Raw genomic sequence first — 14,565 nt, forward strand, 5'->3', positions numbered from 1 at the left:
CGGGTGGCCACCGGTCTCCGGCGCGGTTCTCACGCGATGAGCAGCGACAGCCCGCCGATGGTGTACGTGATCATCAGGACCAGCAGCGGGAGTTGTCCCGCGACGGCGCGGCCGGGCGGGAAGAGGCGCACGGACCGGTCGTGGGCGGCGATGACGCCGAGTACATGGCCGAGGACGATCGCGGCGACCTGGAGCGTGGCGACACCGCCGGGGCCCAGGGGCGGCTCGGGCGGGACCGGATTGTCGGTGCCGGATGCCACCATGACGGTGCGTGGACCTTCGGTCACGAAGAGTGTGAAGTAGTGGGCGACGAGATAGCCGAGCGCGATCGGGACGAGCGAGTGGGCGAAGGCGGTGAGCGGGTGGCGCAGTCGACCGGAGATCAGCCGGACGGCGCCGGCGCAGAGAGCATAGAGGGTGGCGACGAGGGCGACGGCGCCCAGGAGTCCGAGCGTGGCCGCGGTGGTGCGGCCCAGGGGTGAGGTCTGGACGGTGGTGATCCAGGACGGGGAGTCGGAGAAGCCGTCGTAGGCCGTGGAGCCGAGCATGACGCACACGGTGGCGACGAGTCCGGCCGTCTGCGGGGTGGCGTCGAGTCCGTTGAACGGGGAGCGGAGCACGAGGCGGCGGTCGGCGGGGCGGCGGCCGAGCGGGGAGAGCCGGGCGAGCAGTCCCGAGTAGACCTCGAAGGCATCCGCCCGGTCGAACCACCCGGCCCCGTGGCGGGCGGCGCCCGCGAGGTGGACGGCGGCGTAGAGGGAGAGGAAGAGGAGGAGGGCGGTGGTCGACGCGGGGTCGGGGGCGACGAGTTCGAGCCAGGTGAAGGCGAGGAGCCCGGCGGCGGCGGGCCACAGACCGAGCCGTGCGGGAAGGGGCCGGCCCGCGGCGGGGTCGCGGCCCAGCGTGCGGCAGACGAGGAGGTGGACGGTGCGCAGCGGGTTGACCGATCGCCAGACGGGACCGAGGAGGAGCGACGCGGGGACGAGCCCGACCCAGAGGAGTACGTACACGGCGCCGGGACCCGGGTTGCGGTCCGGGTCGTCCGGGCCGAGGAGGAGGTGGAGTGCGACGTACAGGGCGGCGGCGAGACCGAGCGCGCGCAGCGCGATACGGGTGGGGCGGGCGTCGGCGAGGCGCTGGACGGCGTACGGGAGCGGGCGGCCCGCCCGGTCGCCGCAGAACCGGGAGGCGGACCAGAGCAGGCCGAGCGCGAGGAAGGAGACGAAGAGCGCGGCGAAGGCTCCGGCGAAGGCGTAGAAGGGGGACAGCGGAAGGTCGTGCTGGGCGCCGATGCCGTGGGCGAGGACGCTCACCGTACGACGAGTTGGGTCAGGAGCAGGTCGGACTCGTGGGTCTCGACCTCGAAGAGCCCGCTGCGGTCGGCGGTGAAGGTCAGGGTGACGGTCTTGCCCGCGGGCAGCCGGGCCTCCTTGTCGTAGCCGTGGACATGGAGGGTGTCGGCGCGGTCGCTGCGGACCCGGAGCTCGACGATCCGGCCCTTCTCGATCTCGGTGCGGCCGGGATCGGGGCTGACCCTGCCGTGGGAGACGACGATCTCAACTGTCGTGTCGGGCTGGGGTGTTGCGGTTCGCTGCTCCTCCGGGGAGGTGGCCGTCGCGGAGGGCGCGGCGAGGGAGGTGGTGGCCTGGACCGGGGTGGCGTTCACGGCCCAGGCGGTGTGGTCGTCGGCGTAGAGCCGTGCGGTGAGGCCGGTACCGCCGCCGGCGGAACGGACGAGAGAGGCGGGGAGGTGGTACCAGGAACCGTAGACGCGGGCGAGGGGGTGGCCGTCGAGGAACAGCCGGGCGTGGCCGCGCCCGAGGAGGGCGGCGCCGCCCACGCTGTCCGGGGTGAACCTGAAGTTACGTACGGAGAGGTGGACGTTCCACCCGTCCTCGGAGTCCGGTCGTACGGCGACCGTCACCGAGGGGGCACCCTCGGCGTCGACCTGGCGCAGCCGGTTGCCGGAGCCGTCGTCGGCGGCGAGCAGCCGGCCGACGCTGCCGCCGGCCTGTTCATGGCTGGTGCCGGGTTTGTGATGGGTGGTGGCCCGCCCACCGCAGGCGCTCGCACCGAACACGAGGGCGCCCGCGGTGAGCACGGTGACGGCGGCGAGGACCGGCCGAGGGGCCCGGACCGGCCGGACCGACAGCGACGGTGTGGTGGAACGCTTCACGATGCGTCTCCTTCCGGGGCGGGGCGCGAAGTCGGGGCGGGGCCCGAGGCCGGGGCCGGGACGGCACCGGGGGCCGGGGCCGCGGAATCTTCCGGCGGGTTGCGGTCGCCGTGGCGGGCGGCGGCGATCACGGCCCACACCACCCAGACCACGCCGAGCAGTCCGCGCACCCAGGCCGGGCTGAGCGGAATCCACGGGATCATGAAGACGGCCTTGTCCACGGCGTCGAGCAGCGTGAGCGCACCCAGCACCACCGTGGTCCAGCCCAGCCAGGGCCGCTCCCTCCGGAGCACGAGACCGATGCCGGTCCACCACACCCCGGTCAGCAGCAGCGCCAGCGCGGGCACATAGGAGGCGGCCAGCCCCGTCGTCGATCCGGCCACGTCGAGCCCGAGGCCGATCACGCCGAGCCCCGTGGCCACCGTCGCGAGCCGGCTGCCGCGCAGTCTGCGCCACCACAGCACCCCGCCGACCAGCGCGAGCACCACCGCGACCGCCAGCGCCACCTGCACCTCGATGCGCTCGATGCCCCGAGCCCCGTACCAGTCGCAGCCGGCCGGCAGCCGGCGCGCCTGCACGTTGTAGTCGGCGCAGACCAGCAGCTGGGCAAGCTTGACCGGTTCGCCGACGAGCCGGTCGGTGCTCCCGGACACGGCGCCGCGCTCGGAACCGCAGGTGGGCAGGGCGCGCGGGGAGGACGGTCCCGCGTTTGCCTGCCAGCAGTTGCCCTCGCCCTGGCCGTCCCACCACACGTCGGTGCGGTTGGGCCGGGAGTTGCCCGCCTTGTCCCTGCCGAGGTGGTTGCCCGCGTACCGGTTGTGGTGCGAGGTGTCGGCCTGCTTGGACAGCGCGCCCTCGCCGCGGATGAAGGCGGGGACGGCGGTCAGGACGAAGGCGGCGCGCCGCTGCCCGTAGATCCAGTTGTTCTCGTACAGGTTCCAGTTGCCACCCGCGGTGATGATGCCGGAACCGGGCGGCATGGAGATCTGGGGGCAGACGACCCCCTCCTCGTAGCCCCGGTCCACGGGCGGCTTGGCGCAGGTGCCATCGGCGACGTAGGGGTAGTAGTCGGCGTTGTTGTCGTGGATCAGGTTGCGTTCGAAGCGGGCGTGGTTCTGCGGCAGGCCGGGGTGGCCGGGGAAGGCGCTGTCCATCGAGGCGCCGCCCATGTTGTGGTCGAACTCGTTGTCGTGGACGTAGACGGAGTCGCCCGCGGTGCCGGAGTAGCCGACCATGTTGTGGTGGCTGCGGCAGCCGGTGATCTCGATGGAGTAGCGCGGCACGTCGTAGCCGTACGCGTCGTTGATGTTCGACGCGCTGCCGGGGTAGATGCCGGAGTCGCCGTTTCCGTACGACTCGCAGTTCTTGTACAGCCCGTGGTCGCTGGCGAAGGTCAGGAAGCCGTACTCGTCGTTCCACCGGGTGAGGACGGAGTCGATGACGAAGCCGTCCTGGGCCAGGACGTACAGGGAGTTGAAGGTGGTGCGCTGAGCGGTGAAGTTCCTGAAGTAGATGCCGTCGGAGCCGTCCGCGCGGATCGCGTTGAGCTTCTGGTACTTGGCGTCGACGACCACGTCCGTGCGCTCGGCGCCGGTGCCCTCGATCTGGAGGTTCTTCTTGCCGAGGATCGCCACCAGGTTCTGGTTGTGCGGGCACCGAGCCTGCTGCGCGTACGACAGGATCTGGTAGCCGAGCTGGGAGTTGGGCGCCTTCAGCCGGGCGCACTCCCCCGTCGGCTTGGGCAGCGAGGGCTCCTCCTCGTACAGGCCGGGCAGGATGGCGATGTTCATGCCGGGCCTGTCGACCGCGTCGACGGCCTGTTGCAGATGGCGGTAGCCGGACTTCTGGCACCGGTCGAAGAGCTTCAGGTTCCGGGTCCGCAGCCCCTCCGGGAAGCCGGACACCCGGCGCTCGAAGTCCGCCCGGCCGCTCTTGCAGACCAGCAGATCGGGTTCACCGGTGCGGTACGCGGGGACGCTGCCGGTTCCGTCGGGCAGGGTGACCGGCCGTTCCTCGTGCGCCTGGGCGGCCGGGGCCGCGAGCAGGGCGGCGACGAGCGCCGCCAGAACCACCAGAAGTCTTCGTGTCCACGACATGTGCGGGAGAGTAGAGCATTGTTCAACTTTTTGAACCCCCCTGCGCATCACGTATTTGGAAGGCTCCGGGAACCTCCGGGAACCCGTGTGCGTCACGAATGCCGTTGACTCACCTCGATCCGATTCCTACGGTTACCCATAGGATTCCTTCGGCACCGGGAGCGCACATGAGCGGCAACGAGCAGGCGAAGAAGACGGCGGAAGCGCTGGAGCATTCCGCCGGTTTCGGCAATCAGCACAGCTCGGAGGCGGTTGCGGGGGCGCTGCCGCACGGCCGCAACTCCCCCCAGCGCGCACCCCTCGGGCTCTACGCTGAGCAGCTGAGCGGCTCGGCCTTCACCGAACCGCGCGCCCACAACCGCCGTTCCTGGCTCTACCGGATCCGCCCGTCGGCCGCTCACCCCCCGTTCGTCCGGATCGACAACGGGGCGATCCGGACCGCCCCGTTCACCGAATCCGTGCCCGACCCCAACCGGCTGCGCTGGGATCCGCTCCCCGAGCCCACGCCCGGGACGGACTTCCTGGCGGGCCTGTGGACCCTCGGCGGCAACGGCGACGCGACGCAGCGCACCGGAATGGCCGTGCACCTCTACCACGCCGACTCGTCGATGACGGACCGGGTGTTCAGCGACTCGGACGGCGAGCTGCTGATCGTCCCGGAGCGCGGCGGCCTGCTGCTCCCTACCGAACTGGGCCTGCTGCGTGCCGAACCTGGGCATGTCGCGCTGATCCCGCGCGGCGTCCGTTTCCGCGTGGAGCTGCTCGACGCCACCGCCCGCGGCTATGTCTGCGAGAACTACGGCCAGCCGTTCACCCTCCCCGACCTCGGCCCGATCGGCGCCAACGGCCTGGCGAACGCCCGGGACTTCCTCGCTCCCGTCGCGGCGTTCGAGGACGACGACCGCCCGGTGGAGGTGGTCAACAAGTTCTGCGGGAACCTCTGGTCGGCGACCTACGACCACTCACCGCTCGATGTGGTCGCCTGGCACGGCAACCACACCCCGTACGTCTACGACCTGCACCGCTTCAATGTCATCGGCTCGATCAGCTACGACCACCCCGACCCGTCGATCTTCACGGTGCTGACGTCGCCGTCCGACACCCCCGGTCTGGCCGGTGTCGACTTCGTCGTCTTCGCACCGCGCTGGCTGGTCGGCGAGGACACCTTCCGGCCGCCGTACTTCCACCGCAATGTGATGAGCGAGTACATGGGCCTGATCGAGGGCGCGTACGACGCGAAGACGGCCGGCAAGGGCGGTTTCGTGCCGGGCGGCGGCTCGCTCCACAACATGATGTCGGCGCACGGCCCGGACCGGGAGACCTTCGACCGGGCGAGCGAGGCGGAGCTGAAGCCGCAGAAGATCGACGACGGCCTCGCCTTCATGTTCGAGACCCGCTGGCCGGTGACGGCGACGGGGCAGGCGGCGACCGCCGGTCATCTGCAGCACGGCTACGACGACGTGTGGCAGGGTCTGAGCCGCAACTTCAGGCCGTAGGCGACACCGCCGCTCCCGGCCCGGTCCGAACGAAAGGCCCCAGGTGCCTCAGACGCCCAAGATCTCCCCGGGGCCGGCCTTCGCCCCCGATTCGCTGGTCCTGAACCGCAAGCTGCCGCTGTGGTACCAGGTCTCGCAGTCGTTGCGCGCCTCGATACTGGGCCGCGCCAGGGACGCCTCGGCCCGGCTGCCGACCGAGGAGCAGCTCGCCGCGCACTACGGCGTCAGCGTCCTGACGATGCGCCAGGCGCTCAAGGAGCTGGAGACCGAAGGGCTGATCAGCCGGCACCGGCGGCGCGGCACCTTCATCGAGCCGCGCGCCCGCCGGGTGTCGCCGGTCCGGCTGCTGGGTTCGATCGATGCGATCGTGGCCCAGCAGTCGGGCGAGCGGACCACGGTGCTCGGCCACGGCCCGGTCGCCGTGCCGGGGGATCTCACCGAGTACTTCCCCGACTGCGCGGAGGTGGTCAGCTACCGCCGGCTGCGCCACGACGGCGACAGCGACGAGCCCACCAACTGGGCGGAGAACGTGGTGCGTCCCGAGATCGCGTCCCGCCTGGACGTCGCCGATCTCGAACGCTGGCCGATGACCAAGGTGCTGCGCGACCGGGTCGGCGTCCGTATCGCGCGCATCACCGACACGGTCGAGGCGCGGCTGGCCGACCCGGCCACCGCCGAACTCCTCCAGGTCCCGCTGCTGAGCCCGATCCTGTTCTACACGGGCGTGACGTACGACGAGAGCGGCCAGGTGGTCGACGTGGCGCAGATCCGCTACCGGGGCGACCGGTTCTCCTTCTCGGTCACCGTGGAAGCGCACTGACCACTGTGGAGGCGCACCGACCGCCGCGGAAGGGCGCCGACGCACTGCCTCGTGCCGCGGGGGCGCGGCTACGATGCCCGGGAAGGCGGGCGGACGTGGCGACGGGGAGGACGACACGGTGGCAGCACGGGCGGCGGGCGGCTCCGGTGACGGCCAGGACGCGGACGCCCCGCTTCTCGACGACCTCATGCCCTGGTCCGTACGGCCGCTGCGCACCGGCCGTCCCTGGGTGATCGCCCCCGACGCCGCCTCCCTCAGAGCGCGCTGGGAGCGGCTGGTGCGGGCCCCGGCCGGCGAACGCGAGCGGCTGTTCCGGGCGACGCGTTCCCGTACCCCGCGGACTCCGGTGGCGGCGCTGCCCGGACAGGCCACCGGTACCGGCCGGTTCGCCCGCGAGGAGGGACCATGCCCCGAGCCGGTACGGATCGCGCACGGCCCGTTCGACGAGCAGTGGCTGCTCCCCGACCACCGGCTGATCGACGCCGCCCGTCCCGAGCTGTGGCGGGTCGCCGACGCGCACCAGCTCTTCGCCGTGGAGCACGGGTACGTGCCCCAGGACACCGGCCCCGCCCTGTCCGTGACGGCGCTGCTGCCGGACGGCCACTCCGCCGCGGGCCGGCCCGGCCGGATCCGGCCGCTGTACCGGCGCCCCGAGGGCCACGAGCCCAATCTGGCCCCCGGGCTGCTCGCCCTGCTGCGCGCCCGCCACGGGGACTCGGTGACCGCCCGTTCGGTGCTGGCTTGGGCGCTCGCGACGGCCCGCCACTCCCCCGCCGGATGCGTGGTCCCGCTGCCCGCCGACACCGCGCGCTGGTCGGCCGGGGTGGAGCTGGGGCAGGAGCTGCTGCGGTTGCAGCTGCGGGGCGCCCGGGGCGGGGAGCGCCCGCGGCTGCCCGGCGGGCGGCGGCCCTATGTGCGGGCCGCGGTTCCGCCCGTGCCCGCCGGGCTGGCGTACGCCCCGGACGACGAGACGCTCATGCTGGGGACGGGCCGCATCTCGCCGGTGCCTGCCGGGGCGTGGGAGTTCCGGGTGGGCGGGGTGCGGATGCTGGAGCTCTGGTTCGAGCGGCGGTCGGCGGCCGGTGCGGAGGGCGTGGACGGCCTGGAGGCGGTCCGGCCCCGGGCCTGGCCCCGGGAGTGGACCTCCGAGCTGTTGGAACTGATCGCTCTGCTCGCCCTGTTGGACGGGCTCCGGCCCCGGCAGGAGGGTCTTGCCGACGGTCCGCAGCTCACGGCCGCCGATCTCCGCGCGGCGGGCGTCCTGCCCGTCGCGGCCACGGCCCGGCGGCCCGCGTCGGTGCTCGGTCATCAGGAGGAGGGCCCGGACGGGCAGTTCGCGCTGCTGTGACAGGGCGACCGGGCCCGCCCGCTACCGGTCGAAGGAGTCCAGCACCCGGTGGAGCGCCCGGTCGAAGACCCCGTCCAGATCGATCGGCCCCGGGTCCTCGGCGAATCCCGCCGCCATCCGCGGATACTTCCCGGTCGCGATCTGGCTGATCAGATAGCCGGTGCGCGCGGCGTTCTCCTGCTCCTCGGACCAGGGCAGCGACCGGCTGCGCTCCGCCGTGGCGATCTCGTTGGCCACATAGGTGGTGATCACGCCGTTGACCATCGCGATGAGTTCCATCTTCTCGCCGAACCGTGCGTCGACCCCGTCCAGACAGCTGAGCGCGTACTCCAGGTACCGCAGGGCATTCGGACTGAAGCCGTACACGGGTGACATCAGCCGGGGCACCCAGGTGTGGCGATGCATCATCGCGCGGGTCTGGTGGGCGAGCGCGACGAGGTCGGCGCGCCAGTCGCCGGACGGCTCGGGGAAGTCGTACCCGTCGCTGACCGCGTCGAGCATCAGCTCGTGCAGGTCCTCCTTGCGCGGCACGTAGTTGTAGAGCGACATCGTGCCGCAGCCGAGCTCCGCCGCGACCTTGCGCATGGACACCGCGTCGAAGCCGTCCGCGTCGGCGATGCGGACGGCGGCCGCCGCGATGTCCGCTCGGCTGAATGCGGGCCTGGGGCCCCGGCCCGCGCGCTCGGGGCGCGCCCAGATCACTTCGGGTACAGCGGGTCGCCCCACCATCGATCATCACCTCGCTCACCATCGTAGTTACGTACACCGTACGTAGTCCGGTACGGTGGGCTGCATGACAACTACGTACGCTGTACTTAGTGAAGGTCTGGAGAAGCGCTACGGCGATGTCCACGCGCTGCGCGGGCTCGACCTCGCGGTCGCCGAGGGCACCGTCTGCGGAGTGCTGGGGCCGAACGGCGCGGGCAAGACCACCGCCGTCCGGGTGCTCACCACACTGACGACGCCGGACGGTGGCAGCGCCCGGGTCGCCGGCCACGACGTGGTGCGCGAGGCGGCCTCGGTCCGCTCGGCGATCGGCGTCACCGGGCAGGACGCCTCGGTCGACGGCGAGCTGTCCGGCCGGCAGAACCTGCGGCTCTTCGCCAAGCTGCAACGGTTCCGCGGCGACGCGGCACGCGCCCGCGCCGACGAGCTCCTGGAGCGCTTCGAGCTGACCGAGGCGGCCGACCGCCCGGCCCGCACCTACTCGGGCGGCATGCGCCGCCGCCTCGACCTCGCCGCCAGTCTGCTGACCCGCCCGCGGGTGCTCTTCCTGGACGAGCCGACCACCGGTCTCGACCCGCACAGCCGCAACCAGATCTGGGCGGCGGTACGGGAGCTGGCCGGCCGGGGCACGACCGTCCTGCTCACCACGCAGTATCTGGAGGAGGCCGATCAGCTGGCCGACGACATCGTGCTGATCGACCGGGGCCGGGCCGCCCATCGCGGCACCCCCGCCGAGCTGAAGTCCCGCATCGGCAGTTACGCCGAGGTGGTCGTCGCCCATGAGTCGGCGCTGCTCCCGGCGGCCGGCGTGCTCGACCAGCTCACCGGCGCCGAACCGGTGCTCGACCACGAGCGCCGCACCGTGGGCGCCGTCGCAACCGACACCACGCTCACCCTCCCCCGTATCGTCCGCGAGCTCGACACGGCGGGCGTACCGGTGATCGACGCGAGCCTGCGCCCGCCGACGCTCGACGAGGTCTTCCTCCGCCTGACCGACCGCGGCGACGGCCGCACCTCCCCGCCCCTGAAGGAGACGGCAGCATGAGCAGCACGACACTGGTCCACGAGCGGCCCGCCACGACCGCCGCGAGCACCCCCGTCGCCGACGCCCTGGCCGTGCTGGGCCGCCATCTGCAGCGGATCAAGGCGGCCCCGGGCGTGGTGATCCTGACCCAGACCATGCCGATCACGATGCTGCTGTTCTTCGGGTACGTGTTCGGCAGCGCGCTGGCCATGCCGGGCCAGGAGTACCGCGCGTTCCTGGTACCGGGTCTGCTGGCCGCGACGGCGGCCAACGGCATCATGGTCGGGATGTTCCAGTCCTCGCAGGACTGCCACCGCGGGGTGATGGACCGGTTCCGCACACTGCCGATGAGCCGGCCCGCCGTGCCGTTCGGCCAGACCGCCGCCGATCTGCTGACCACGGCCATCGGCATGGTCCCGCTGATCCTCGTCGGACTCGCGGTCGGCTGGCGGATCGAGGGCGGGCCGCTCGCCGCCCTGGGCGCCTTCGGGCTGCTGCTGCTCCTCCGGTTCGCCACGTCGTGGCTGGGCTGCTGGCTGGGCCTGCTGATCCGCAACGAGGAGATCGCCGGTCAGCTGGGCAGCGCCACCTTCATCCTGCCGCTGCTGTCGAGCGCCTACATCCCGACCGACAATCTGCCGGGCTGGCTGCGGACGGTCGCGGAGTGGAACCCGATCAGCGCCATGGCCTCGGCCACCCGCGACCTGTTCGGCAACGCGTCCCCGGCCGCCGACGCCGCCTGGCCGGTCGCCCATCCGGTGGCCGGGACGCTCGCCTGGTCGGCGGTGCTCCTCGCGGTGTTCGTGCCGCTGTCCGTACGGCGTTACGCGCGCGGCGGCGAGTGACCGTCGGGACGCCTTACCGGGGCAGCGCGCAGGGCCGGTCCAGGGCGCCGAGCAGGCTGATGAAGCTCGACTCCAGGAAGGCCCCGAGCTCCGCCGGCGCGTCCGGTTCCCCGCGCGGCCAGCTGGTCACGGCCTCCTCCGCGAACGCCGTCCAGGCGCGGGCGGCGACAGCCAGTCGCGGCGAGTCCGGCATCCCGAGCCGCCGCTGCCCCTCCGCCACCCGCCGGGCGAGGGTGGCCCTGGTTCCGTCGACGATGTCCTCCACCACGGGGTGACTGCCCGCGGCGCCGCGGACCAGGGCGAGATAGACCTTGCGGTGCTCCAGTACGTACCGCACGAAACCGGCGATGAACGACCGCAGCCAGGGGACGGGTCCCAGCGAGGGGTCCGGTTCCGTGGCTGCGACGAAGTCGTCGCACTCCTGCTGCACCACGGCGCGGTAGAAGTCGCGCTTGGAGTCGAAATAGTGGAAGAGCAGTCCCCGCGAGATACCGGCCCGCCGCGCCACGTCGTCCGTGGAGAGTTCGTCCAGCGACCGCTCGGCGAGCATGTCCAGGCCGATGGCGACCAACTGGGCCCTTCGTTCGTCGGGGCTCAGGCGCGCGGCTCGCTTTTCGGACATACGTACAGTCTAGAAGTACTTCGGCGTCGAAGTATTTACCGAAGTACCCGCTGAAGCATTCACCGAAGTCTTCCCGGGACCGCGGCCGTCACCCTCCGGCGCCCGGTGAACACACCGAAGCGCCGCCGTGGGCCCTGGGGATGACGGGAGGGCGGACAGCAGCGCAGCGCCGGGACGGTGCGATCACCTGCGGCCCCGAGCGGGAGGCCGGGCGACGAACCCTGGCCGGGGAGCCCGGACGGAGGACCGGTGGGCGGTCGTGACGGGCCGTCGGGTCAGTGGCGGCTGCCGAAGAGCGAGCGCCGGAGTCGTCGCAGCGGCGCGAAGAGCGAGACCCGCGCGCTCTTGCTCCGGCGACGGTGGGCGGCATCGCGCGAGGTGAGCTCGCGCATCAGCAGTGTCGCCTCGGCGGCCTCCCGCTGTGACACGGCGGGACCGCCGAGCACCGCGAGATGGCGGTCCAGGCGCGAACTCGTCGCACCGCTCCCGCATGTGATGGCAGGCACACGCGGCCTGCTCCGCATCGCTATCTGTTCCATGTCACTCCCCACCCGTACGAGGGCACCCGGCCCGGGCAGGTTAACCCTATCGCCCCGCAGTGACACTCGTGTATCCCGGTCGCAGGATTGCACACACACATACGGAGGTTGACACCTCACTCATGAATCTGCCTGATTTCAGGGCGAGTTGGACAGAACGGAAACGGACGAAGTCGCTCCGCCCACGGGCCCGCCACGGGCCGTCGGCCGGCCGCGCACCCCGCCGGACGGAGACCCCGGTGAACAGGGGCCCCCTGCCCGTCAGACGGCTGAACGGGCCCGGCACATGCGCTGGTGACTCAGGCCGCCGAGTTGAGGACGGGCAGGTAGCCGCCCGACTGTCCGGCGGCGGTGGGGTGGTAGGACTCGCCGATGTTGAGCCAGTTGAGGCTGTGCAGCCAGGCGCTCCCGGAGCAGATCTCGTGACCGGTGAACTTCCCCGCGACATCGGCGAAGGCGAAGCCGTGGTCGGCGGCGCGCTTGGCGGTCGCCGCGTTGAGGTAGTCGGCCGCCCCGTTGATCGCGGTGCGCACCTTGTCGCTCAGGCCGACGGCACAGGTGCCGCCGATCTCGTAGAAGCGCGGGTAGCCGAGGACGACGACACGGGCGGACGGCGCCTTGGCGTGGATCGCCGAGTACACCGAGTCGAGGTTGCCGGGCAGGGTGGTGTCGACATAGCCGCGGGCCGTGGCGATCCGGCTGAGGCAGGTGGCCTCCGACTGGAGGACGCAGGTGGTCATGACGTCGGCGAAGCCCGCGTCATTGCCGCCGACGGAGATCGAGACGAGATCGGTCGAGGAGTTGAGGGGGCCGAGCTGATTGGCCTTCACATCACCCGAACGAGCACCCGAGCAAGCGGTGAAGGCGAACGAGGCGGGCGAGTTGGCGGCGGCCCAGAGGGCGGGATACGCCTTGGTGCTGCGCTTGCAGTCACCACTGGCGCTGTCGTAGCTGCCGGACCCGACACCCGAGGAGTACGAGTCGCCGAGGGCGACGTAGTCGACGGCCTGAACAGACGTTGCGGCGCCGGCGGTGGCCGCTCCGGTCAGAGCGAGTACGGCACCGAGCAGGAGCGAGGACGAGAACGCCGCGAGTCTGGACATTTTCATGGAACCTCCCTGGGACCGACCGACGGGATCTCCGCCCGGTCTGCCGAGTCCGTGGTAGCAGTACCGGCACCCCTATTGGAAGTGTGCATGCCAAGTTGCTCCAATGATTCGGGTTCCCTTCCGCGCCCTCTTGAGGCTGCGTCATGTCCGTGACCACTGCCGGGAAAGGGGAGGAAGGTAGTGAAACCCGGGTGCGCCGGGTACCCCCTTGCCGGATCATGGGCGCCATGTCTGCCAACCCCGAGTCCGCTCTGCCGATCCGGCTCACCGTCGATGACAGCGATTCCCCGTCAGATGTGGTCGACGCGCTGTTCCTCGGCCGTTTCGCGACGGGCGAGCAGCCGTACTCGCACAGCTCCACCCTGGACCGTGTCAAGGCCGGGGCGACCCTGCTGCCCCCGGCCGCCAAGGTGCTGCGCGCCGCCCGCGACGACGACCGCAGTGCCACGCTCGCCGAGGGCGACGGCTGGACGCTGCTCGTCTCGCGGTGGAACCGCGGCGCCGATGTCACGGTCACCGCGACCAGCGCGGAGCTGGCCCAGCAGATCCTCGGCCAGGCGACGGACGGCGCCCTGGACGAGCCCGAACCCCAGCCCGAGAACGTGACGATGGGCTTCTGGTACGTCTCCCCGCGCCGCGGCCCGCACCGCACCACCCGGCAGATCGCCGCCGGCACCTGGGACGAGGTCCGCGGCAACTACACGGCGCCGGTGGCCGATGCCATGGACCGGCTGATGAAGGTCACGCCCGACGACATCTCGGGCCGGCTGCTCCTGCTGCACGGCCCGCCGGGCACCGGCAAGACGTCCGCGCTGCGCACGCTCGCGCGCTCGTGGCGGGACTGGTGCCAGGTCGACTGCGTGCTCGATCCCGAGCGGCTCTTCAACGACGTCGGCTACCTGATGGACATCGCGATCGGCGAGGACGAGGGCACGTCCAAGGGCCGGTGGCGGCTGCTGCTCCTGGAGGACTGCGACGAGTTGATCCGCGGCGAGGCCAAGCACACCGCGGGCCAGGCGCTGTCCCGGCTGCTGAACCTCACCGACGGGCTGCTCGGGCAGGGCCGCAATGTGCTGGTGGGCGTCACCACCAACGAGGACCTGGAGCGGCTCCACCCGGCCGTGGTCAGGCCCGGCCGCTGCCTCGCCAGGATCGAGGTGGGCTCACTGACCCGCAAGGAGGCGGTGGCCTGGCTGGGCACGGAGGAAGGACTCGGCCGCGAGGGCGCGACGCTCGCCGAGCTGTACGCGCTTCGGCGCGGAAGCGGTCCCGCGTCGGTGCCGAAGCAGGACTCCGGGGCGGACGCGGGCCTGTATCTCTGAGCCCCGCGGCTGTATCCCCGGGCCCCGCGGCCCCGCCCCACCGCCCCGTCCCCCGGCTCACCCGGCCCCGTACGCCGCCCGTACCGCGTCCTGTGCCAGGGACAGCGCCTCGGCCCGGGACAGGCCCAGCCGCCGCGCCTGCTCCGCGTACTCCTGTGCCGCGGCCGCCGCATGACGGTCCGCCGCGTCACCGGCGGCGGCGACGAACGTGCCGTTGCGCCCACGGGTCTCGATCACCCCGTCGGCCTCCAGCGCGCGGTACGCCTTCGCGACGGTGTTCGCGGCGAGGCCCAGTTCCTCGGCGAAGCCGCGTACCGTCGGAAGTCTGAAACCGACGGGCAGCGCGCCGGAGCGGGCCAGTTCGGAGATCTGCGTGCGCAGTTGCTCGTACGGGGCGGTACCGGCATCCGGATCAAGGGCGATCTTCAGGGTCACGCCCCGA

General features: G+C 72.0%; 14 protein-coding genes. 6 read left to right on the plus strand and 8 right to left on the minus strand.

Translation table 11 applies throughout. The features are described 5' to 3' along the window. Positions 1-29 precede the first annotated feature (29 nt). The 3 genes from ACFVX4_RS11705 to ACFVX4_RS11715 are packed head-to-tail and all read right to left on the minus strand — an operon-like array spanning position 30 to position 4,272. The gene (locus ACFVX4_RS11705; RefSeq protein WP_389974713.1) at positions 30-1,313 is read right to left on the minus strand and encodes a hypothetical protein; all 1,284 of its coding nucleotides are present in this window, start codon (positions 1,311-1,313) and stop codon (positions 30-32) included. Continuing rightward, positions 1,310-2,176 carry a hypothetical protein gene (locus ACFVX4_RS11710; RefSeq protein ID WP_389974716.1) on the minus strand — a complete coding sequence of 289 codons (867 nt, stop codon included), beginning with the start codon at positions 2,174-2,176 and terminating at the stop codon, positions 1,310-1,312. Before ACFVX4_RS11710 ends, ACFVX4_RS11705 begins: the two co-directional genes overlap by 4 nt. Continuing rightward, the gene (locus tag ACFVX4_RS11715) at positions 2,173-4,272 is read right to left on the minus strand and encodes a right-handed parallel beta-helix repeat-containing protein (RefSeq protein WP_389974718.1); all 2,100 of its coding nucleotides are present in this window, start codon (positions 4,270-4,272) and stop codon (positions 2,173-2,175) included. The genes ACFVX4_RS11710 and ACFVX4_RS11715 overlap by 4 nt, the downstream gene beginning before the upstream one ends. A gap of 167 nt (positions 4,273-4,439) precedes the next feature. On the opposite strand from ACFVX4_RS11715, the gene hmgA reads away from it, so the two are divergent. The 3 genes from hmgA to ACFVX4_RS11730 all read left to right on the plus strand — a co-directional run bounded on the left by hmgA (position 4,440) and on the right by ACFVX4_RS11730 (position 7,936). Beyond that, the gene (gene hmgA, locus ACFVX4_RS11720) at positions 4,440-5,768 is read left to right on the plus strand and encodes a homogentisate 1,2-dioxygenase (RefSeq protein WP_389974720.1); all 1,329 of its coding nucleotides are present in this window, start codon (positions 4,440-4,442) and stop codon (positions 5,766-5,768) included. Between the two features lie 43 nt (positions 5,769-5,811). Further along, the gene (locus ACFVX4_RS11725) at positions 5,812-6,588 is read left to right on the plus strand and encodes a GntR family transcriptional regulator (protein ID WP_389974723.1); all 777 of its coding nucleotides are present in this window, start codon (positions 5,812-5,814) and stop codon (positions 6,586-6,588) included. A gap of 118 nt (positions 6,589-6,706) precedes the next feature. Continuing rightward, the gene (locus tag ACFVX4_RS11730; RefSeq protein ID WP_389974726.1) at positions 6,707-7,936 is read left to right on the plus strand and encodes a type ISP restriction/modification enzyme; all 1,230 of its coding nucleotides are present in this window, start codon (positions 6,707-6,709) and stop codon (positions 7,934-7,936) included. A gap of 21 nt (positions 7,937-7,957) precedes the next feature. On the opposite strand, the gene ACFVX4_RS11735 is transcribed toward ACFVX4_RS11730, so the two are convergent. After that, positions 7,958-8,665, minus strand: coding sequence for a TetR/AcrR family transcriptional regulator (locus ACFVX4_RS11735; protein WP_389974729.1), 708 nt, complete (start codon positions 8,663-8,665; stop codon positions 7,958-7,960). A 64-nt stretch (positions 8,666-8,729) separates the two neighbouring features. Here ACFVX4_RS11735 and ACFVX4_RS11740 point away from each other — a divergent pair, with 64 nt between their 5' ends. Together ACFVX4_RS11740 and ACFVX4_RS11745 are read left to right on the plus strand one after the other, a co-directional pair. Further along, positions 8,730-9,707, plus strand: coding sequence for an ATP-binding cassette domain-containing protein (locus ACFVX4_RS11740; protein ID WP_389974732.1), 978 nt, complete (start codon positions 8,730-8,732; stop codon positions 9,705-9,707). Next, positions 9,704-10,531 carry an ABC transporter permease gene (locus tag ACFVX4_RS11745; protein WP_389974735.1) on the plus strand — a complete coding sequence of 276 codons (828 nt, stop codon included), beginning with the start codon at positions 9,704-9,706 and terminating at the stop codon, positions 10,529-10,531. The genes ACFVX4_RS11740 and ACFVX4_RS11745 overlap by 4 nt, the downstream gene beginning before the upstream one ends. A gap of 13 nt (positions 10,532-10,544) precedes the next feature. Here ACFVX4_RS11745 and ACFVX4_RS11750 read toward each other — a convergent pair whose 3' ends face one another. The 3 genes from ACFVX4_RS11750 to ACFVX4_RS11760 form a co-directional block, all read right to left on the minus strand. Further along, positions 10,545-11,153: a TetR/AcrR family transcriptional regulator gene (locus tag ACFVX4_RS11750; RefSeq protein ID WP_389974738.1), complete on the minus strand. Its 609-nt coding sequence runs from the start codon at positions 11,151-11,153 to the stop codon at positions 10,545-10,547. 275 nt (positions 11,154-11,428) lie between these two features. Next, positions 11,429-11,692 (minus strand): hypothetical protein, encoded by a 264-nt coding sequence (locus ACFVX4_RS11755; RefSeq protein ID WP_389974741.1) that lies wholly within the window; start codon positions 11,690-11,692, stop codon positions 11,429-11,431. A 299-nt stretch (positions 11,693-11,991) separates the two neighbouring features. Next, positions 11,992-12,801, minus strand: coding sequence for an SGNH/GDSL hydrolase family protein (locus ACFVX4_RS11760; RefSeq protein ID WP_389974744.1), 810 nt, complete (start codon positions 12,799-12,801; stop codon positions 11,992-11,994). Between the two features lie 227 nt (positions 12,802-13,028). Between ACFVX4_RS11760 and ACFVX4_RS11765 the strand changes: the two genes are divergently transcribed. Then, a complete protein-coding gene (locus ACFVX4_RS11765) occupies positions 13,029-14,123 on the plus strand; it encodes a DUF5925 domain-containing protein (RefSeq protein WP_389974747.1) in 1,095 nt (364 codons plus the stop codon). A 57-nt stretch (positions 14,124-14,180) separates the two neighbouring features. Here ACFVX4_RS11765 and ACFVX4_RS11770 read toward each other — a convergent pair whose 3' ends face one another. Beyond that, positions 14,181-14,558 (minus strand): GntR family transcriptional regulator, encoded by a 378-nt coding sequence (locus tag ACFVX4_RS11770; RefSeq protein WP_266421409.1) that lies wholly within the window; start codon positions 14,556-14,558, stop codon positions 14,181-14,183. Between the last annotated feature and the right edge of the window lie 7 nt (positions 14,559-14,565).

It is taken from the genome of Streptomyces sp. NPDC058240, assembly GCF_042882135.1.
GTDB lineage: Bacteria > Actinomycetota > Actinomycetes > Streptomycetales > Streptomycetaceae > Streptomyces.